Below are 22,587 nucleotides of genomic sequence, written 5' to 3'. Positions count from 1 at the left end.
TTTTAGATTTGGCTATAAAAAAGTCCTTTCATGAAAGGACTTTTTTATGCAGTTGTGTGAACCCATGGAAGGATCCAAAATAGGAACTGGTTCTAAGGATTATGATTATTGCAATTTGCACTACTTTAGACGTCCTTAGATCCTCATCGCTACGTATGTACCAATATGAAACATTGGTTTCAAAAAAATTGTTTTTAGATTAGTCAGATCAAACCCCTACTCGTTTAGGGGTTTTGTTTTTCCTTAAAACACTAGTGGCAACACCCATTGGAACATAAAAATAAGGATTGCTACAGAGATTAGATTAAGTATGAGCCCCACTTTTGCCATTTGTGAAACCTTGATGTATCCACTTGCGAAAACTATGGCATTTGGTGGAGTGGCCATGGGTAACATAAAGGCACAGCTGCTGGCCATGGTCACAGGGATAAGCAGATAGACTATAGGAACATTTAATCCGATGGCTATTCCTGCCACAACTGGTGCCAAGACAGCAATCAAGGCCACATTGCTCATCAGCTCCGTCATAAACAAAATTAATACGATTAGTAGGGAAGCGGTAAGTAAAATGCTAATATCACTATTGGCGATGGCATCAGTGACCATATCTACAATGCCACTTGCCGACATCCCATTGGCCAATGCCAAGCCACCCCCAAATAGTATTAAAATACCCCAGGCCAATTTTTCAGTATCATTCCAGTGAAGGATAAAATCGCCCTTTCTTATATTATGGGGCACTGCAAATAGTGCAACGGCGGCAATCATACTTATGATGGTATCCGATAATCCCAAGGCAGGGAATATCCCGTTGATCAAGGTTCTGAAGATCCATAGAAATACGGTAATGCCAAAAATGGCCAATACCATTTTTTCCTTGGAGGAGGTAGCACCCAATTTTTCCAATTCAGATTGAATCACCTGCTTGGAGGCCGTGAATTTTAATTGTTTGTTCGGAAACATCCACTTTACGAGGACCAAATAACTAATAGTCACCATAACCACGGAAAACGGTACCCCAATGACCATCCATTTTAAAAAGGAGATTTCTATGTTGTACTCATTCTCTAATAATCCTATTAAAACCGAATTGGGAGGGGTTCCTATAACGGTAGCGATACCCCCGGCATTAGCAGAAAAGGCAATACCCAGCATTACACTCAAAGCAAAATTTTTGTCATCCTTCGTGAATCCGTCCTCATCATCTATTAACAAACGGATCACAGATATGGCAATGGGGAGCATTACAACAGTACTGGCCGTGTTGCTGATCCACATACTCATAGATGCCGTGGCTATCATAAACCCAAGCACTACCTTATTAGGGGTTGTTCCTGTGATCTTAATGATGTTTAGGGCGATCCGCTTGTGTAGATTTACTTTTTCCAATGCCAATGCCAAAATAAAACCCCCAAAGAATAAAAAGATAATGGGACTGCCATAATTGGCCCCAACATCATCAATGGACATCACATTGAGTAAGGGAAATAAAATAAGTGGCAATAATGCGGTTACGGAAATGGAAACTGCTTCTGTAATCCACCAGAGGATCATCCAAGCAGCTACAGCCACTACAGGATCTCCTGTTTCTGAAATAAGATGAAAGGGCAAATTGATGATGATCAAAAATGCGATAGGCCCTATTAAAAGGCCCATTTTTTTACTTAGGTCCATGGTTGGTTTTTAAAATCCCTAAGCTATACTTTTTACGGTAGTTTTAAAAATAAAAAAGAGGGGCAAATACCCCTCCTTATTATATTGATTTCTTTTGAATGGCGATTAAGTTTATTCCTGAAGTTCCACCATTAAGGAGTCACCAACCTTCGAGACCTTTGCCAAACCGTGTTTGCCCAAAGACTTTATCCCTTTGTCCCAAGCTTTATTACTTAAGCCTGTAGCTTCTTTTAAGGTGTCCAAGGACATATTTTTTTCCTTTTTAAGGACATCAAAAATGATTTTCTCATTTTCCGACAGTTCTATAGGCTTTTTCTCTGGACGCATTTGTGGGAAGAACAATACTTCCTGTATGGATGCATTGTTGGTCATCAACATCACCAAACGATCTATCCCAATGCCAATTCCGCTTGTAGGAGGCATTCCGTATTCCAACGCTCTTAGGAAATCTTGGTCAATAAACATGGCCTCATCATCCCCTTTGGCTGAAAGTTGTAACTGCTCTTCAAAGCGTTCCCGTTGATCAATAGGGTCATTGAGCTCAGAATAAGCATTTGCCAATTCTTTCCCATTTACCATCAATTCAAAACGTTCTGTAAGTGCCGGATTATCCCTGTGTGCTTTGCAAAGTGGACTCATCTCCTTAGGGTAATCTGTAATGAAGGTGGGTTGTACATAAAAATGCTCGCATTTCTCACCAAAAATCTCATCAATCAGTTTGCCAACGCCCATGGTTTCATCCACATCTAGGCCCAATTTTTTTGCAACACCCCTTAATTCCACTTCATCCATACCCGCAACATCGTGCCCCGTATGAATTTTTATGGCTTCTAAAATAGGGACCCTAGGATATGGGGCTTTAAATTCTATTTCGTTTTTACCAACCGTTATTTTGGAAGTTCCATTCGCATCCAAGGCTACTTTTTCCAGCAATTGCTCCGTGGTATCCATCATCCAATTGTAATCCTTGTAGGCTACATAGAGTTCCATTACCGTAAACTCAGGATTATGGGTACGATCCATCCCTTCGTTCCTAAAATCTTTCGCAAATTCGTATACACCATCAAAGCCACCGACGATTAGTCTTTTTAAATACAACTCATTTGCAATCCTCAAATAAAGGGGCATGTTCAGCGCATTGTGGTGGGTAATAAACGGCCTTGCAGCCGCTCCTCCCGGAATAGGTTGAAGAATTGGTGTTTCAACCTCTAAATATTCCCTATCGTTAAAGAATTGGCGGATGCTATTTGTTATTTTGGTTCGCTTAATAAATGTCTCTTTTACTGCGGGATTAACCACAAGATCCACATAGCGCTGGCGGTACCTTAATTCTGGGTCATTGAATTCATCATAGACCTTACCTTCGGCATTTACCTTGGGTAGGGGCAAGGGCCTTAATGCCTTGCTCAGGATGGTAAAATCTTTTACCATCACAGTTTTTTCGCCTACCTGTGTAGTGAACAGCTCGCCTTCTACGCCAATAAAGTCGCCAATATCCAACAGTTTTTTATAAACGTCGTTGTATTTTATTTTGTCTTCGCCTGGGCAGATTTCATCCCTGTTGAAATAGACCTGGATTCTGCCTTTGCTGTCCTGTAATTCTGCAAAAGAGGCCTTGCCCTGTATCCTTCTGGACATGAGTCGGCCTGCGATAACAACTTTTTTACCTTCCTTATAGTCCTTTTTAATGCTTTTTGATGTAGCATCCACTGGATATAATGCCGCTGGGTATGGATCGATGCCCATAGCCCTTAATTTGGCCAATTTTTCCCTTCTGATTACTTCTTGCTCCGAAAGTTGCATAAAATCTTGATTAAGGCTGCAAATATAGGTACTCTAGTGAAATCTATCAATTGATTAAATAGGTATTGTTCAGGGGAGATTATGTTTTCTATAGGAATGTAACAAAATATAGAAATTACCGTCTTATAGGTACATCAATCAAAACAATCAAAAAATGAGTTTTTGGAGAGTGCTTTTGGCCATCTTTTTTCCTCCACTATCCGTAATCGGGAAAGGCTGTGGATCCTTAATTATTGTATTTCTTTTGACCCTTTGCGGTTGGGTCCCTGGAGTTATTGCCGCTCTAGTCATCCTGAATAACCCAAATAATTAGTTACTTTGCATTCATAGACTGAAAAAGCCCAAATTTGGTTTTTTTCTTTGTGTACGATGAAGTATGAATAAAACAGTTAAGCTACAGGATTTAGGCCTAAAGGATTATAAGGAGACTTGGGATTACCAAGAAGAATTATTTAAGGCAACCTTGGATATTAAAATAAAAAACAGAAGGGAAGGTGCCTCACTGGATACCCCCAATCATTTTTTAATGGTAGAGCACCCCCATGTTTTTACCTTGGGTAAAAGTGGGGATATGGAAAACCTTTTGGTCGACCAAAAACAATTGGACCAGGAAGGTGCTAGCTTTTATAAGATTAATAGGGGAGGGGATATCACCTATCATGGTCCAGGGCAAATTGTAGGATATCCTATTTTGGATTTGGATAATTTCTTTACCGATATACACAAATACCTTAGGCTGTTGGAGGAAATGGTCATCCTGACCATGGCCGAATACGGATTAAAGGGGGAAAGATCAAAAGGGGAAACCGGAGTTTGGTTGGATGTTGGCACACCTTTTGCCCGTAAGATCTGCGCAATGGGTGTCCGTGCCAGTCGTTGGGTAACCATGCATGGTTTTGCACTGAACGTCAACGCCGATTTGGGTTATTTTGATCTAATGATCCCATGTGGGATCAAAGGTAAGGCGGTCACTTCCTTGAATGTGGAGTTGGGCAGGAGAGAAGTTCCCATGGAAGAAGTAAGGAAAAAATTGATCACTCACTTTGAGGCCTTGTTCGAAGCGGAATGCATTGAGAGTAAGGCATGACTATAAATAGTTTGATTGGGCTATTAATTTGAATAGTCGGTTAGCACCATTCTATTCATTAGATTTCCGCCTTTATCATAGGTTTCCTGTTTGATCATTCCTACACCTTCTGCCAACCACAATCTAGATGGAAAGGTTTGCTTAATCATTTGTTTGGTAACTCGTTCACTATAAATTACGTAACAATCAAAATTACCTGCTGGAGTAGTAGTATCGTCTTTTTTTTCTACACTTCTGTTGATCAAATCTATTTGAAAGTTCATTTTTGTGCCACCCATATCCATTGTCATGGTAACACTTGCGTCGTCTAGTTTCTGCCCAACACTCAGGTTATTGGGAAGCACTATATCGCTTCCAGAGATATCTATTTTTTTTCCTTTATATTGTTTTAGTGTTTCGCTGGAAATCATGGATTCGTAGTCTATTTCAACTACATTGTCAATGCAGTTGACATTATAGTCTGAAGAAAGGTATTCCTTGCCTTTAGTATCCTTGTAGGTAATTTTCATCCATGCTTCTGTATCCCTATCTCTATGGGATACCGTATGGACCTTGTAATGAATAGAACCTTCTTTATTGCCATTTTTGCCGTAATTGGCATATTGAAAATTAGCTCCTTCTTCCAAGTTATAATATTTGCTACAACTTTCTTGGCCTGATGTTGGTACGGACATAATAATGAGACAAAATAGCAATGCGATTCTTAAATTCATAATTTGTATTTTTAGGTTAGATAGAACAAGGATAAAAAGAACTTAATTGACCAAATTTTATTGATTAAAAGCGGTCAAAACACTGCCTCCGATCATCTTTCCTTTTTTATTGTAATTTTCTTGCTTTACCATGCCAACATTTTCGGCCAACCACTGTTTGGCACTACCGCTTATCTTGATTCCCATTTTTGACTCATGATCCCAAGAGACAACAATACAATCATAGGTGCCAGCAGGGGTGGTGACACTTTCTCTTCCATCCACCTTGCGGTTGAAAACATCAACGGTCATTTTCATGGTTATAGGTTTCATCTTTATGGTCATCAACATATTGGCATCCGGAAGGGAGGTGCCTGGTTTTAGGTTATTTGGCAGCATAAGGTCTGTACCTGTGATGTCTACCTCCATATCCTGATACTGCTCTAAAGTGCCCGGAGACGCCAGGGAACTGAAATCAATAGAGACCCCCTCATCGGTGCAGCGCACGTTGTATTCGGACTCAGCTATCAATTTATCCTTATCTGAATGCATTGTATAGGACATTGTAGCTGAATTTTCGGTGGCCTCCTTGACGATATAATCTATAGTTCCTGTGTTTTTGTCCTTGTCATCATACATGGTCAATTGAAAAGTGGTTCCTTTCTTTAAAGGGTAATAGGTGCTACAATCTGTTTGGGCCTGAGATCCCCATACACAGGAGAGGAACAATAAAACTGTGGTGAAGTACGTTTTCATAACTTTATGTTTTTATAAATTCAACCCTTCTATTTTGGGCCTTTCCTTCTGTAGTAGAATTATCACCAACTGGTTCGGCCTCACCCCTTCCTTCGGTGGTCAACCTTGATCCATCAATTCCATAAACTTGTACCAAAGCATTCTTTACTGCTTGCGCTCGGTCTTTTGATAATAAAAGATTTGCTCCTGCATCCCCGTCAGCATCGGTATGCCCTACAATATTTAAATTCATAGCGCCCTCTTGTATTAAAACCTGTGAGATTTGACGAATGATGCCCAAGGATTGTGGTTTGATTTGGTCAGAACCTGGGTCAAAAAGAATACCATTAGTTGATACTTTTCCATCTGAAATGAGTTGTCTTCTTAGATCCAACCCTCCTTCTGCTACTTTTAAATTGGTAATGAACAAGCGCTCTTCCCCATCTTTGAAGTTGTTCATGTGAAATTTTAAGGTAGTAAGAACAGCACCTTCCGGAACAATTCTTGGAATATCTATGTGCTTTTCTTCATTGACCCACAGTCTAAAACGTTGTTTGTTTACTGCAACGGAAACATGTGGGCGTTGTAATACTTCCTCTCTGAGATCCGCTCTGACAACGCTATATATTTCTCGCTTGTTGTTGATGTGGTTAGACATCGTTATACCTACAGCCGCATATTGACAAAAAGGCAATTGAGCATGCACAAAATTGGCCCCTTCCTTAAATTTATCGTCATCGCTTAAAGCTATACGCAAGGTTGCCGTTGAAGACGTTTTATTACTTAATCCCACAGCCATCACATCAAATTCTATAGTATAATCTTCTGGTAACTTTGGTACATCTGGTATGTAGTAAATATTATAACCGGGAAGTAATTCCATCCATTTTTCAGGAGAATCATTCATGGTTACTACTTCACCGCCCCCATTGGTATTCCATTTAGAGGGAAAATCGCCAATAAAATCCTTTGTGAAGTCATCATAAAATATGATTTGATCACCAGGTACATAATCAAATTTGCTGTAAACAGCGATGCTCTCCGAACCGATATTACCAGCTTCGCCTGATTGACTATTGTTATTGGGATTACTGCCTCCAGTTCTCGTTTCTTGCCCTCCAACTATTGTGGGTAAGGGTTCTTGTTTTGACGTCTTCTCACCCTTTTTGCCAGGTTCTAAAATACTGTCCAACACTTCATCTGTCTTCTCCTGTGTTTCTCTATCAACTCGTCTTTCAACAGTACGCTCCGCGGCTTTTTCAGCTCTTTTTCTAAGTTTCTTAAGAATCTGGGAATGGGCATCGGCAGAAAATGCCAACGTTAATAATAGGGTCATAAGGACCTTTGCTATGTAGCTGCTTGTTTTCATTATTCCTCAATCTTTAATGGTCTGGACAATCTTTAAAATGGTATATAGGAATCTCTTGGTATTCTATAGGAAGAGACCTGAAAGGGGAGACTTGGGAAAATAGATCATTTTTTGCCTTTGGGAGAAGAATTAAGGCACTTAACAAATATGAAAATTTTACCTACCTTAAGATACAAAAAAATCCCCATAGTTTGGGGATTTTTGTATTAATGGGAATGGATATTGTAAAGTTGGTAATTTGTTTAATATCAATATATCTTATACACAATCAAGGAGTTATCCATGTCCTTGGCCACCACTTCTATTTTTTTGTCACTGTCCATATCGCTTAGATCAATAACAGAGGTTCCAAATACCGGGAAGTTGGAGATGGTCTGCCCTTGGCTATCAAAAAGATATATTTTCTGATTTTGGATATCGGAGACACTTACATACATTTTATCATTGATAAAAAATATTTTAGGTCTGGAATATACACTAAGGTCCAATTCTATTTCCTTGTCGTTAATCTTTAGGATATTGTCGTTCATTAAGGCCAAGTGCCTGCTACTTGCATCCATGCCGTGTTCCTTGGCAAGGTTTAAATTAGTCTTTCCTATATTGCCCTTATCGTCAATTTGAAAAAGGACCCCCTTTTTATCGGTGACGGAAAATTTATCATTGTAAAGATGTACCCCATTGGCGGAAAAATCAATTTTTTCTGAGACCTTAATGCGTTCATCGCCCTTTCGGTTTAGTATTTTCAACGTTCCATCAGCTAATTGAAATACGAGATAGTCTTTATTTCCTATACGGAAATGTTGGGGTGCGTTTAAAATAGGTTGTTCTGCATTATTGTATTTGAAGCCTTGGACATCCTTCATTTTATTATTGTACATAAAAACCTTCTGGCCTTGTGTGATTACAAACCGATAATCTTTTCTGCCATCATAGTCAAAAATGGCCAGGGGATTTAGGTTGCCATCTTTGTAGGTTTTATTAAAAGGTGGGACTTCATTACCATTTCTATCCAAGATCAAGAACTGATTGTTGGTTGTAAAAGCCAATTGCAACCGACCATTTTTATAGATGTCAACTTGTTGAATATCCCCTTGAACCTTGCCATTAAGTGTTTTTTTCCATAACACCTTACCTTCGTTGGAGATAAGGTAAAGATTGTTTTCACTATCCTGTACAACAATCTCTTTCTTTTTGGTCCTATAGTCTTTTACAAACTGAGGGGTAGTGGCTATGGGCTGATCTAGTTGAATGGTAAATAAAGGGGAAGTACTGTTCGTTCTATCTTCTTTTTCAATTTTTTGAATCACGGTATTAATATGATAAAACTCGTCATCAGCTACCAATTGGGCGGCAAATAGGTATTTTGAGAGTGTTTTGGGCTTAAAATCGTTAAAAAGGGAACTAGAAAACTCTTCCTTTAAGATGTTGGAAATCCCATTAGCATTGGATATCAACAATATATTGGATTCATCTGCCAAAACGTCGTTGGCGGTGGCGTAGAGGTTGGTATTATTAAAAGTAGTACCGTTTTTATAATTGCTTATAATGGTTTGTAACGTTTCAACTTCGGAAGAAAAGACAAAGGCATTATCCAAAATAGTGCAATAATTTGCTTTAAACTTTTTGACTAAAGGATTGAAAAATTCATTTAAAAAGTTGGTTTCCTTCAGTTCTAATATTTGGGTACCCTGATATTCACTATTTCCCTTTTTTTTCTCCTCCAAAAATTTAATGATTTTTTCGGCTCCAAAAGTGTTTAGGATAACAGCTTTTTTTCCATTTAAATAGATGTTGCCCAATTCCTCAACAGTATTAAATAAGGTGTCCATAGGGATAGACTTGTCCAAATAGCGCTGTTGGTTTTTTGCGAATGCGCTGTAATCATCAAAAGAGTAGGAGATGATAGCTTCTGATGCCTGAGGTGCAAAAGATGTGATGGCATTGGTACGAGCACCCGTATTTTTAAATAAATTGGTAAAGTGTTTTAAAGAGTCATTGGCCATGCTGATTCCTGTGAAGTTCAGATGATCCTGGGCAATGTCAAAATCTAGGTTGATCCAATCAGAAAAGTTAGAAATCTTATAGCTGGAATTTTCTTTGAGTATTGCGCTAGAAAGGGAATTGCCATTATTGGTGTTCAGAAAAAGAGTGGCCGATTTCTTGGAATTGGATATTTTATACAGCTCTTTTAAACGCAAATTTGTTGTAGGTTCCATAGTATTACGAATGCTATTCTCCAATACTACCTGAGAAGAACTGATGATGGCTGTTTGGCCAATAATGGTGCTAAAAAAAGAAGACCCCTCAACGTTATATTTTTTGATGCTGTTGTTTTGGTAGGTAAAAGTTTCTTCGGACATGTTTTTGGCACCCTCTAAATTATAGAGACCTTCTACTGTTGGCGCTAAAAAAAGGTATTCAAAGTTTTCTTTTCCCAATTCGGTGAATACCAAAAGACTTTCCGATTTGGGATTCAGGTATTGAATATTTTTTATGGATTCAAATACTTTGGTATAAATGGTGTTGGACTTTATAAGGGATAAAAATTCATTGTTTTTTAATTCACTTTTCAGACCAGGCAGATTATTGATCTTAATAACCAAGGAAGCGTCTTTGGGCACAAAATCAAGTAGGGTGGTTGAGGTGTTTTTCTTTTCGGTACAGCTAAAAAAGAGTAGTGCAATGATCAATAAAATCCTACAGTTCATATGGATGCTTTTCAGCAAATTTATAATTTTAAACTTCAAGTTTCAGTTGTTCTGGCAATTGTCTGAAACTTTTCCTATGGTATTTGGTGATTCCATATTTTCTAATGGCTTCCCGATGTTCTTTTGTGGGGTAGCCTTTGTTTTTGATCCAATTGTACATGGGGAATTCTTCATGTAGCTGTTCCATGTAAGCATCCCTATATGTTTTAGCGAGCACAGATGCTGCCGCTATGCTGGCGTATTTACTGTCCCCTTTTATAATGCATTCATAAGGTACTTCCTTGAATGGTTTAAATCTGTTCCCGTCTACCATAATGCAAGTCGGCAGTTTTGTCAATTGTAAAATGGACTTGTGCATGGCCAAAATAGAGGCGTTCAGAATATTTATGTTGTCTATTTCTTTTGGGGAAATGTGGAAAACACCATAACTTATTGCTTCTTGCTCCAAAATAGGCCGTAACTTATTCCGTCTTATTTCGGTGACCATCTTAGAATCATTGAGGTCTTCATGGTAAAAATCTTCTGGTAGGATAATGGCAGCGGCTGTCACTGGTCCGGCAAGACACCCGCGACCTGCTTCGTCAGTTCCAGCCTCATTATATAAGCTCCTTATTAGCATTGATTTTCCTTAAAATATACCGAATTGTCATTTTTGTTCATATAAAAGACACAATAACTAAACAAAACAAGTTAAAATTATGAATAAAACGCACAAAATATCTTTTTCTATTATATAATTTATAAATATCCTATATTTTTTAACATATCCGTTATTGAAAGAGTACATTATTTTGGTTTATTAGTTTTTAATTGGGATTTTTACGGCTGACTAATTAAAAAAAATAATTTAAATGAAATCAAAGTTAACTTGGATTTTAACATCTTTCATGGTGTTATGCGTAAGTTTTTCCTTCTCGCAAGGAAAAACTGTTTCAGGTAGTGTAACAGATCAAGCTGGTCTGCCATTGCCTGGCGTTTCTGTTGTTGTAGTAGGAACTACCTCAGGAACACAGACAGATTTTGACGGTAACTACAGCATTCAGGCCAACACTGGTCAGGTTTTGCGGTTTAGTTATTTAGGTCAAAAAACAGTGAATATGACTGTTGGTGCTTCCAATGTGGTGAATGTACAGTTGGAAGAAGATGCTCAGGCGTTGGAAGAGGTAATCGTAACTGGACAGGGGTCTGGTATCGCAAGAAGAAAGCTATCTACAACGGTTGATGTTTTGAATTCGGAGGATATAGAAAAGCTGCCGGCTAATCAAATTGATCAATTATTACAATCAACAACTCCTAGTGCGCAGATTCGATTGAGTTCTGGGCAGCCAGGTACTGCGGCGATTATTAGAACTAGAGGGCCTATTTCAGCTAGCTCTTCAGCTACGCCGGTTGTTATAGTTGATGGTATCCGTGTGGATAATCTGAATTCTAACCCGCAACTGGGAATTGCAACGGGTGGTGCGAGTGTATCGGCACTTGCTGATATTCCAGTAGAGTCCATTGAAAGAATCGAGTACATTAAAGGTGGTGCAGCAACAACATTATATGGAGCTGATGCAGCAAATGGTGTAATACAAATTATCACCAAAAAAGGTAAAGACGGTAAGAGTAATGCCTATTTTGAAAGTAGTATCGGAGTTATTAAAGGAACTACGGACTATCTAAAATATGATAGAACTGCAGAAGCAATTTTTGAGCCAGGTGTGTCCCAACAATTTAGAGTTGGATTAAATGGTGGTTCTGAAAAATTCTCTTATAATTTTGCTGGTAGTCTTTACAAAGATGACAGTTACAATGATATCAATGAACAAATCAAAAGGTCCTTTACTTTTGGTATGACTGCCAAAGTAACTGATAAGTTACAGTATCAAGGCTCTTTTTCATATGTTGGTTTTGAATCTAACTTAGATTACAACGCCAATACTAGTTTTTCAAGATTTTCAGGATTAGAGGGGTCTGCTAGAGGGGCCACTGATGAATTTACCGATGAAGAATGGCAAAGCGAACTTGCTCGTTATAAGAACATAGGTACATTGGTAGATATAACTAGTACTACAAATCGTATTACAGCATCTAATAAGTTCATTTACGATATTAATGATGATTTACAAGTAAATGCTACCATAGGTATTGATAATCGAAATACAGTTCAAGAAGAGTTATTGAGCAATACACTTCAAGTTGCTTTGGGATCTGTGGCTGAAGGCACAACAGACCAAGGTCAGCTTACAAGAGTATTAAGATCTGCATTTACGCTTACATCAGATTTGAATATTACGCACAGGGCAGAAACAGATAACTTTTCGTTTGTTTCTGTGTTAGGGGGTCAATTTTTTAGAACTACCGACAGGCAAAATAGATTAAACGGTTCTGGTGGTGTTGATGGGACACGATCTTTAAACAATTTCTCTGAACAAACTTTTTCTGATTTTGTATTGGAAAACGCAAACTACGGACTTTACTTCCTTGAAAACATAGGAATATATGACGTTGCTTTCTTAGAATTTGGGGGTAGATTAGATAAGAATACTGCTTCAGGTGCGGATACAAAACCTTTGTTACTACCTAAAATTGGATTGACCTATAATTTGGATGATCACGATTTTTACAGGGATGCAGCAATCAGTAATGTTATCTCTACTATTAAATTAAGAGCCAACTATGGAGAAGCAACCAATTTTGCTCAGCCGTTTTCGCAGGATAGAACTTTCGCTCAAAACCCTTTTCTAGGTGCACCTTCGTTCACTTTTAGCAATCCTGGTAATGACGAATTGGTATCAGAACGAGTGAAGACTACTGAATTTGGTTTAGAACTTGGGTTTTTTAGAGATAGATTGTTCCTAAGTGGTACCCGCTATATGGGTGTTACCGAAGATGCATTGTTTACTCCACAATCAGCTCCATCTTCTGGTCAATTGAACCAAATTCAAAATATTGGTGAAGTTGAAAATAAAGGATATGAGTTAGCATTAAGAGCTACTCCCATCCAAACTGGAAAGCATAATTTAAGTGTAAACTTGTCCTACAATACAAATGAGAACTTGGTGACCGATTCAGGTGGAGCCCCAGCATTCGTAGTAGGTGGATTTACTGTATTAGGTTCTGTTGTTGAGGAAGGGCAGAGTTTAGGTTACCTTAGGGGTACGGCTGCTGTTTTGCAGGATGACGGTACTTATTCTTTTGAGGCAAATACTGCTTTGGGAGATACCTTTGCTCCTAATTTTGGGTCTATGGGATTAAATTATTCCTGGGGCGATTTTAGTTTCTTTGCCACTGCGGACTATCAATTTGGAGGTAAAATTACCGATCTAAGTTTCTTGTTAAGACATTTAAGAGGTACAGACAATACGGGGATTCCTGAGGAATTAATAGGGGCAACTTCTCCATTTAACTATGTGAACTTTTTTGTTTTTGACAACGATTTCTTAAAGGTTAGGAACATTGGGGCGACTTACAACTTTGGTGATATTGCTAAGCCACTTTTTAGCAACATACGATTGGGAGTAACCGTTACTAATCCATTCAACTGGACTGCAGGTCAGTTTGATCCTGAGACTACAGGATCTGGAATTTCTGCCCAAAATGGTTTTGCTAGTGGAGGATTTGCTTATGGTACAGAATCTGCACCAAGAACTTATGTTGCAAACCTTAGATTTGAATTCTAATAAAATTAAGAAAAAAATGAAAAAATTAATAATATGTAGTATGGCCTTTATGGCTATAAGTTGCACTGGTGACTTTGGGGATGTTGTTGACTTTACCGAAGTCGAAAACCCTAATCTTTCTGAGTCGTCTGTTGTAGGTCAGCCCAATTCAGCATCTATTTGGCTTGCTGGTCTGGAAAGACAACTGGCAATAGTTTTCAACGAGACTTTGGTTTTGTCTGAACTGGGTTCTGATAATTATGTAAATACCCAGACATTCTTCAATCAGTTCATGGATGATTTGGAAATTCAAATCACTGACCCTGATATGAGAGATACGCAGCGTCAGATTCAAAGATTAAGAGAATTGGCTATTTTTGGCTTGGATCGTGTAGGACCTGGTGATCCTAATTATGATGCAGCTACAGAGGCAGAATTTAATTACTTCGAGGGACTTTCCTACTTGTTTTCCGCCATGTATTTTTCTGCATTACCGCAAGAGGCTGTTGGAGCTCCATTGACATCTGAGCAACATTACCAAAATGCCATTACAGCATTTGATGCTGCCATAGCAATTAATCCTAGGCCAGAATATCACTTAGCTTCGGCTAGGGCGAATTATTACTTAGGAAATAAGGCTGCTGCTGTAAGTTCTGCTAACTCAGCTTTGGCGTTGAGTGGTGATTTTGACAGATTTGTATTATTCGATGCTGCGAATGGACCAGGGAATACTTTTGAAAGTGCTCTTTATCAAAGGGCAACTTTCGATGATTTACAGCCACTTCCAACATTGGACTTTTTGGATCCTAAATACTCTTTTCTAAATACCTCTCAAGATGCTCCAGTACATTACTTGAAGGCAGAAGAGGCATATTTGATTTTGGCTGAAGCCAATTTGTCTGATGATAATGTGGTCGCTGCGCGAGCAAATTTGACCGCCTTGTTGAATTTGGTAAGCTCTAGAGAAGTAAGATCTATAGATGATTCTATTGAGCAAAGAACACAGGTTAGTCCTGAATCAAGGCCTGATAAAGCATCAGTGGTAGTTAATGGAAGATCTGGTCTTGTTTTGGATAGGCAATCTGGAAATGTTAATATACCATCTATTTCTGGTACTTCATTGACAGCTGCTGACATTGCAGCAATGCAGGATAATGATGCTGGATTGTCTTTGTTGTACAGGACAAGGCAAGAAGTTTTTATAGCCGAAGGCCTTCGTTTTGTGGATATGGGAGTTAAATTGGTTATAGATGAGAACGAGATCCTATTGAATGAAAACATTAATGCAGGAGACTTAGGAACTACGCCAGTGATACCTTCTTTTATTGTCTCTGTGATTCCAAGTTTGGATGCCATTAGTTATGATGCTGCAACAGGCATCGCTACTACAGCAATAAATTTAAATGATGTTTTGGTTGCTAATAAAACTTCCAACCAAGTATTGCCATTCGAATAAAATTATCGGTTTTGATAATTAAAACCCCCGCAATTGCGGGGGTTTTTCTTTTTAAAAAGGTTTGGTAGGCCCCACGCTGATTAATGCCGCTGGAATAAAGGTATAAAGGGTAGGGCGAACAAGGAATTGGCAACCAATCGTCTTCTAAAATCACAGGAATGAGTCATTGGTATACTCCTCAAAAAAAAGCCATGTATTGGAGCGTTCCAATAACATGGCTTTCTTAATTACATACTTCAATTTTAATGGGTTTTAAATCCTATTAAAGACGGCTTACGAATTGACCCTAAATGAAAATATCTCTGAATTGGATGAATTGCCCTGTGAATCAAAAGTAATTACCTTCCAATAATAGGTTTGCCCTGGGCTTACAGTGGCGTCAATAAAATTGTCCGTAGTTGATCCCAATTCTATGACAGGCGTTTCATCTGTATCGAATAATATGGTAAAGGATGCAATATCTTCATCTATATCGCTGCCATTCCATTGAAGCGTTACCGTATTAGTGCTTGTTAAATTGGCTCCCCTTTTCGGGAACACCGCTTCGGCAGGGAAGGGTGCATAATTTTCAATTCCAGGACCTTGATTGTAAAATTTCCAAATTTCACTCTGTGCCGTTTGGTTAGTACCATTGGCCTTTGAAATAACAAACCATTCATAGGGCACGCCACGACTAAGCGTAATTTGTGCAGCATTGGAATTGGAAGTTATTCTTGTGGAATTATTGGTGTTTAAATTTTTTAAATTGACTTCATAAGTATCGGTGTTCTCTGAATTGTTCCATTGAAAATTCACAGTACTCTGAGTATCGTTTTCAACAATTCCCTCAGTGCATTCCTTGTTGTTCTCAGGAAATAACAAGGTTGCTTGTAATGGTGATGGCACGGGAGGCGGGGGCGGTACAATAGGTGTTTCATTATCAGAGTCGCCTCCTCCACAGCTCATAAGAATAACGCATGGGATGATATATAATAGATTTAATTTTCTCATTTTCTAATGATCTTATAGCTGGTTAATTTGTTGTTCATGGTAATATTGAGCAAGTAGACACCCTTGGCAAGGCCATCTACATTAAACTGAATGGAACCTGTAGCGGTTTTGAAATTTTTTCGGAAGACGCGGTTCCCAGACATATTGAATAAACTAACTTCTGCTCCATCTAATACCTCACTTCCCAACTGGATGGTTAAATTCCCATTTGCTATTGGGTTAGGGTAAATTAGGACTTCATTGGATAAAATGATCTGTTGATCAAAACTTCCCTGACAATCCAAATCTGTTTTAACCACTATGTTATTTTCAACTTCTGTTAGCGGCAAGGTTATCTCGCTTTTCGAAGTGGTATAGGCTTTACCGTTCACTAAAATGGTATAGGTGTTTCCTCCCTTCAGCTGTAAACTGACCTCTTTCCCCAAGGTATTTACTTTCGAGGAAACCGAGAGAGCCTCTGGTTCGGATATGGTTACTCCAAAACAGTTTTGATATTCTGGTTGCGCTGCCAGTGTAATGCAGATTGTATAATTCCCTGCTGGAAGATTATCAAATACCGTTTCCGCGGTAAAATCTGCCGTCAGTGAGGTGGAACCGCCAGAAATGTTGGCTGTATAATCATTAGAGGCTACTGCCTCTATTGTAATAGTTCCATTATTACTGGAGATACAAGATTCTGCTGTTGCCAATACTTTAAAATAATTGCTTGGTAAAGAAAATATTTCGCATCCATCTACATTCACTACTGCATCTTTTGGGGTATTGTTACACAGGTCAACACCGTTGGGGACTCCATCATTATCCAAATCTGGGTCACATACATCACCTATCCCATCGTTATCACCGTCCAATTGATCTGCATTAGCAGTTAATGGGCAATTATCGTCCTTATCAAGAATGCCATCTCCATCATCATCCAAATCGCACACATCTCCCATGCCGTCATTATCGGTATCCAACTGATTGGCATTACCCGTTAATGGGCAGTTGTCCAAATCATCGTTGATGCCATCGTTATCGTCGTCGTCGTCATCTTGAAACCCTTCAATTACAAAATCGTCAATGACTACCCCTTCCTTATTGACGGCAGGATCTGATTGGAATACAATCCTAAAAATAACATTAGGCTCATTGGTTAAATCCGTTTCTCCATTAAGCGCATTTGCAGTAAAATCATAGGAATACTCTGTCAGTTCGGAATTGGTCCCCGTCCATTGGGCCCCTGGACAGTTTTGGCAATCGTCATCTTCCCCGGAATTGGCGTTGGTCCTGTCACTATTGTACCAGTTTGGGGTGCTATTGATGTTTCCAAGCACTTCCCAGCTTAATCCACTATCCAGGGAGTATTGTACATAGACCAAATCAAAATTAATTTCAAGGTCATAGGCCATTTTAAATTTAAGTACCGGCGCCAAGATTGATGAGAACTCATAGCAATTACTCAAGATGATACCTTTTACATTGTCGGGATGGTTGCCATCTAAATTTGTCGCGTAAACTTGCTGGCCAGATGCTGCTAGATTAAGGACACTTCCTGTTGGTACTCCTTTCTCCCAAACGCTGCCATCACCACCTTCATTATATGTAGTCAGGGTTTCTGCTTCCGTTTCAAAGGTATTTATGGTTCCGCCATTCCCAAAATTGTTAGCAAAAAACCGATGTTCCAATGTGTTGTTATCGGAAAAGGCATCGTTGGGAATGGTTGTAGTGACCTTCAGCGCATTGCGGCCAAATAAATCCGGGTTTAAGGCTGGTAAAGGGATAGTTCCTGTTTCGCCAAAGTTTAAGGCTATGGCATAATTGAAACTCGTTTCTGCCACACCGTTTATGGTATAGTTCACTGTTACTTCTGTAATGGGGCTTGATCCTTTATTTTCTACAGTTATTTCAGGTATTATTTCACCGCAGAGCACTGCATTTTCCTTCGGACTCAATGCAATTAATCTAATGTCAGAATCGGGTATTTTAATGGGTATGGGAGATTGCCATACGCCCCGTCCATAAGTAGAGGCGGTTATGAGTTCATCATCCAAGCTAATTTCCAGATCCCCGACTGCAGTACTCGGAAGACCGGTAAAATAATCCTCCCACTCTGTTAAGGTGTCATCCAATCTGTAGACCCCAAGACTTGTCCCCAAATAAATTGGGTTATCGGTATTTCTGCCTTGGTGTGCAATAGAGAAAAATGCCTGATCTGTAGATAAGTTATAAGTAATATCGGTTTCTGTTACCGTGGTGTCATCAATCTCTATTTTGTAGACCCCAATATCCTTTGGTTGTTGATTTTGACTAATTCCTACTCTTCTGGAGGTGACCACATAAACAATGTTCTCATCGGAACGATTTAAGGCCATATCGGAAATTTCTCTATCGAAACTTTGAATAAGGGTAAAGTTCAATCCGCCATCAGTACTTCGGTGGAGTTGATTGTCCTGACCCACTACAATTATATTGGGATTGGTGGGGTGTATTTCGACATCCTCAATATTGCCCTTGCCTTCTCCTATATTTCTTGAAATTTTTTCCCAAGAAGTACCGTTCAGTTTATAAAGGGCATTATAGCCTGCATAAACAGCTCCGTTAGCATCTATGGCCAAAGGTGTGATCCAATTTCCTTGTAGATTACTACCATTAACTTCAGGCGCCCTTATGGTAGTTATGGCCTGTCCTGCATCTGTAGAGATACTAAGGAACCCGCCAAATTGGGAAAAGCCATATACCAGATTGTCGTTTAGTGGACTAATGGCATTGTCCATACCATCACCCCCGTGGTAATTGTTCCATTTTCCTTCGCTTAGAACCTGACCTCCATTGTCCTGTAGTCCGCCGATCAATTGTGAAGCGTCATTTTTGGAAACGGAAACTCTATAAAATTGTCCTATGGCAATGCCGGCTGTATAATCTGTAAAGGTGGTGCCTTTGTCCGACGACATGTAAATCCCCCCATCTGAACCACAAAAAAGATTGCCGTTAAATATTTTTAAAGTATGAATATCCGCATGTGTATAAGCAGGATTGTTTAAGAACCATTGGTTTAGTGGAGAAAAGGTTGTACCACCATCGGTAGTTTTCCAAACGTTTAAACATCCAATATAAACTTCATTCTCATCAGAAGGAGATACTTCCATAGCCAAATCGAACCAGGCTTGGTTAGATTCTAAAATATTGTTGGCATTGGGTGTCTTTGTAAAGGTGGTGCCGGAATCATTGGATTTATAAAGACCTTGGAACGCATAATCGTTTGTCCTGGTATCTGCACTTAAAACATAAACAACGGCCGTATTGTTTGGTGTAACCCCCAAAACCAGCCTCCCGGAATTGATTGGAAGTTCACTTGTAATTTGCGAAAATACCTCCCCTCCATCAGTGGATTTGAAGAATTCATTTGTGGTAACGGCATATATGATACTGCTGTTGTCGGGTTTTAGCTTGAAATCTTTGATATTCCCTGTTTTTTTTCTGGACCATAACACACCGCCATTAGTGGACTTATAAAGGCCTTGATTGGTTCCAACCCATATGGTTTGGGAATCTGTGGGATCTATGGTAATTTCATTCATTAGCCAATTATCCGAAGTATTGCTGGGATTAAGACCTGTCTCGTTCCAGCTTGCTCCACCATTAGTGGACTTAAATACCCCTATGCTGTAAGAGTCAGCTGCATCATCATCTCCAGTTGCAATATATATGATATTGGAATCGGTCGGGTCTATCGCAATTCCCGATACCCCTATTTGAAGAAAATCATCAAAGAGACTCGACCAAGAAGTTCCTGCATCAGTAGATTTCCATAAACCGCCTGCTGGGGCACCAACGTACCAAATATTGGGGTTATTTGGGTCTACGGCTATAGCATTCACCCTGCCCTGACCTGGCAATCTTCCAGCATAAGCGCCTACGTTAACAGGGCCTAGGGATCTCCAATCACTAATCGGATTGACGATTGCTGTGCTGTTGCGTTTGTTTTCCCAGGCATCCCATATTTGTTTGGATGAAGGCAAATACCCGTTTTCATCAACGAATTGTTTCCAATAATTTTCCCATCGCATAAAGGGTTTGTAGCCTGAACCTTTTACGTTTTGGTCCTTATCTTCCCAGTACTTATGAAAGGCTTCTGAAATCTCGTAAATGGAATATGATGTTGAGCCGCTTTTAGAGGTATTGGTAGTTCCCTTTTTAATGTTTTGCATCCAAGGGGCGCTCTCGTTGAATTGACCATAGGAAACTGCACTACAAAACAGTAGTAACAGGAATAATTTTCTTAACATTTTAACTTTTTGGTAAAAATGGATAAAAAATATAATATTTTCAATTTTAATTGTTGTAAAATTATCAATAGCGGATAAGTGGTCGTGTATTTCGATCTTGTGATAACCAGATTTTTCATATTTCTTTAGAAACAAAAAAATTACCTTTGCCAAACTAATTTTTTGGAATGAGATATTTAGTAGTGCTTCTATTTATATGTAATTCAGCTTTCTTTTATGGCCAAGAGCTACCTTTGTTAAAGGCAAGTGAAAAGGATAGCGCAAACGTAAAGGCTAAACAAGACTATACCTCTTTTTCAAAAGATAAGGACAAACCAGAATTTACCATAAAGGATTACAAGATTATATCACACGCTAGGGATACCACGTTCTTGGATACAACTATTTCTATACAAAAAGAATATAAATATAATTTTCTTAGAAAGGACGACTTTGAGCTAATGCCTTTTTCCAATATAGGGCAACCGTATAATAGTCTGGGCGTAACAGTTAAGCAAAATATATTGTATCCTTCCCTAGGGGCAGAGGCCAAACATTTTAATTATATGGAAGTGCAAGACATCAGTTATTATAGGGTGCCTACGCCTATGACAGAATTGATGTTTAAGACTACGTTGGAACAAGGTCAGTTATTGGACGCGTTGCTAACTTTTAACATGACTCCCCGCTTAAACATTTCTTTGGCATATAAAGGATTTAGGTCCTTAGGGAAGTATCAGTTCAATGAGGCCGAATCGGGTAACTTTAGAACTTCTGCTGCCTATGAAACCAAAAGTGGAAGGTATAGAATCCGCACCCATATAGCGGCTCAGGATCTTTTATCAGAAGAAAATGGAGGACTGGCCCTTAAGGAATTTCAGTTTGAATCCGGCAACACCAACTTTACGGACAGATCTAGGATAGATGTCAATTTTACCAATGCCAATAATAAGGTATTGGGCAAAAGGTACTTTTTTGAACAGGAATATGATCTCTTTAAAAAGAGTAGGGATACCACCAGGTCCAGGGAGAATTACCTGACTCTTGGACACCAATTCAATTATGAGTCCAAATATTATCAATTTAGACAAACAGCCCAGGACGATTATTTTGGCGATGCGTTTGTAAGTGCAATAACAGATAAGGCTACACTGAAGACCATGTTTAACCAAGGGTATGTGGAGTTGGGCAATAAGACACTCGGGGTCTTAAAGGGAAATATAGCCTTGTACAATTACAACTACTTTTTTGACAGCAAGTTGATCAACGCTACGGGGGAGGAGATATCCAACCAATTAAAGGGAGAAGAGATCACCGTTGGCGCACATTATGGGAAAACAATTGGTGGATTTAAATTGAATGGGGGGATAGATTATAGAGTGTTGGGCGATTTAACGGGAAGCATCATCAATGCCACCGCAAGCTACCAACTTAAATCTGGGGCAAAAGCGACGTTTGGTATAAATGCATCCAGTAAAATGCCAAATTTTAATTACCTGTTATATCAAAGTGACTATGTCAACTACAATTGGCAGAACAATGAGGTCTTTGAAAAGGAACGTGTCAACGGTTTGCTATTGGGGTTGGACTCCAAATTATTGGGAAGCCTGTCCGCAGAATATAATATCATTGATAACTATACCTATTTCACATCAACTGCCACCCAGGAGCAGATAGATGGTGGAGAGGAAAATGCCGCGGTTCGTCCCTTTCAAGAGGGCAACAGCGTTACCTATCTTAAGATTAAATATAATAAGGAGTTCAAGGTTGGGAATTTTGCCCTGAACAATACGGTAATGTACCAACAGGTAGATCAAACAAATAACGTTCTTAATGTACCCCAGTTGGTGACCAGGAATACCTTGTACTTTTCTAAGGATGTATTCGATAGGGCTATGCACTTGCAGACGGGAGTCACCTTTAAGTATTTCACGGCTTATAATATGAATGCCTATAATCCCTTACTTGGGGAATTCTATATTCAGAATCGTGAAGAACTTGGAGGCTATCCTTTGTTGGATTTCTTTATAAATGCAAAGGTAAAGCAGACCAGGCTCTTTTTAAAGGCAGAACATTTCAACTCTTCCTTTACAGGCTTTAACTTTTATTCGGCCCCGAACTATCCGTATAGGGATTTTGTGATCCGTTTTGGTCTTGTTTGGAATTTCTTCTCCTAATTATA

The 22,587-nt window shown here is 39.1% G+C and carries 14 protein-coding genes; 5 read left to right on the top strand and 9 right to left on the bottom strand.

The window, feature by feature from the left end:
* Nucleotides 1–243: 243 nt before the first annotated feature.
* Entirely contained in the window at nt 244–1,674 is a 1,431-nt protein-coding gene (locus SB49_RS09230; protein ID WP_062055903.1) for an SLC13 family permease, read from the bottom strand.
* A gap of 111 nt (nt 1,675–1,785) precedes the next feature.
* Nucleotides 1,786–3,477: a lysine--tRNA ligase gene (gene lysS, locus SB49_RS09225; protein WP_062055901.1), complete on the bottom strand. Its 1,692-nt coding sequence runs from the start codon at nt 3,475–3,477 to the stop codon at nt 1,786–1,788.
* 154 nt (nt 3,478–3,631) lie between these two features.
* On the opposite strand from lysS, the gene SB49_RS15890 reads away from it, so the two are divergent.
* Both SB49_RS15890 and lipB read left to right on the top strand, forming a co-directional pair.
* On the top strand, nt 3,632–3,790 hold the full coding sequence (locus SB49_RS15890) for a YqaE/Pmp3 family membrane protein (protein WP_082591101.1): 159 nt from the start codon (nt 3,632–3,634) through the stop codon (nt 3,788–3,790).
* 63 nt (nt 3,791–3,853) lie between these two features.
* On the top strand, nt 3,854–4,564 hold the full coding sequence (gene lipB, locus SB49_RS09220) for a lipoyl(octanoyl) transferase LipB (protein WP_062055899.1): 711 nt from the start codon (nt 3,854–3,856) through the stop codon (nt 4,562–4,564).
* A 23-nt stretch (nt 4,565–4,587) separates the two neighbouring features.
* Here the strand turns inward: lipB and SB49_RS09215 are convergent, their stop codons facing one another.
* The 5 genes from SB49_RS09215 to SB49_RS09195 all read right to left on the bottom strand — a co-directional run bounded on the left by SB49_RS09215 (nt 4,588) and on the right by SB49_RS09195 (nt 10,687).
* The gene (locus SB49_RS09215) at nt 4,588–5,277 is read right to left on the bottom strand and encodes a TapB family protein (protein WP_235537727.1); all 690 of its coding nucleotides are present in this window, start codon (nt 5,275–5,277) and stop codon (nt 4,588–4,590) included.
* 57 nt (nt 5,278–5,334) lie between these two features.
* Nucleotides 5,335–6,012 (bottom strand): TapB family protein, encoded by a 678-nt coding sequence (locus SB49_RS09210; protein WP_062055895.1) that lies wholly within the window; start codon nt 6,010–6,012, stop codon nt 5,335–5,337.
* Between the two features lie 4 nt (nt 6,013–6,016).
* Entirely contained in the window at nt 6,017–7,360 is a 1,344-nt protein-coding gene (locus SB49_RS09205) for an OmpA family protein (RefSeq protein ID WP_062055893.1), read from the bottom strand.
* Nucleotides 7,361–7,608: 248 nt separating this feature from the next.
* Nucleotides 7,609–10,068, bottom strand: coding sequence for a hypothetical protein (locus tag SB49_RS09200; protein ID WP_062055891.1), 2,460 nt, complete (start codon nt 10,066–10,068; stop codon nt 7,609–7,611).
* A gap of 28 nt (nt 10,069–10,096) precedes the next feature.
* Nucleotides 10,097–10,687, bottom strand: coding sequence for a ribonuclease HII (locus tag SB49_RS09195; protein WP_062055889.1), 591 nt, complete (start codon nt 10,685–10,687; stop codon nt 10,097–10,099).
* A gap of 232 nt (nt 10,688–10,919) precedes the next feature.
* Here SB49_RS09195 and SB49_RS09190 point away from each other — a divergent pair, with 232 nt between their 5' ends.
* The gene (locus SB49_RS09190; RefSeq protein WP_062055887.1) at nt 10,920–13,733 is read left to right on the top strand and encodes a TonB-dependent receptor plug domain-containing protein; all 2,814 of its coding nucleotides are present in this window, start codon (nt 10,920–10,922) and stop codon (nt 13,731–13,733) included.
* Between the two features lie 16 nt (nt 13,734–13,749).
* Nucleotides 13,750–15,168, top strand: a complete 1,419-nt coding sequence (locus SB49_RS09185; RefSeq protein WP_145758375.1) for a hypothetical protein — start codon at nt 13,750–13,752, stop codon at nt 15,166–15,168.
* A gap of 273 nt (nt 15,169–15,441) precedes the next feature.
* Here SB49_RS09185 and SB49_RS09180 read toward each other — a convergent pair whose 3' ends face one another.
* The gene (locus SB49_RS09180) at nt 15,442–16,158 is read right to left on the bottom strand and encodes a hypothetical protein (protein WP_062055883.1); all 717 of its coding nucleotides are present in this window, start codon (nt 16,156–16,158) and stop codon (nt 15,442–15,444) included.
* A complete protein-coding gene (locus tag SB49_RS09175; protein ID WP_062059061.1) occupies nt 16,155–20,426 on the bottom strand; it encodes a thrombospondin type 3 repeat-containing protein in 4,272 nt (1,423 codons plus the stop codon). Before SB49_RS09175 ends, SB49_RS09180 begins: the two co-directional genes overlap by 4 nt.
* Nucleotides 20,427–20,593: 167 nt before the next feature.
* Here SB49_RS09175 and SB49_RS09170 point away from each other — a divergent pair, with 167 nt between their 5' ends.
* On the top strand, nt 20,594–22,582 hold the full coding sequence (locus tag SB49_RS09170; protein WP_062055880.1) for a putative porin: 1,989 nt from the start codon (nt 20,594–20,596) through the stop codon (nt 22,580–22,582).
* The last annotated feature ends 5 nt before the right edge of the window (nt 22,583–22,587 follow it).

It is taken from the genome of Sediminicola sp. YIK13 (genome assembly GCF_001430825.1).
Lineage (GTDB): Bacteria > Bacteroidota > Bacteroidia > Flavobacteriales > Flavobacteriaceae > Sediminicola.
This window is presented reverse-complemented; position numbering and strand designations above follow the sequence as displayed.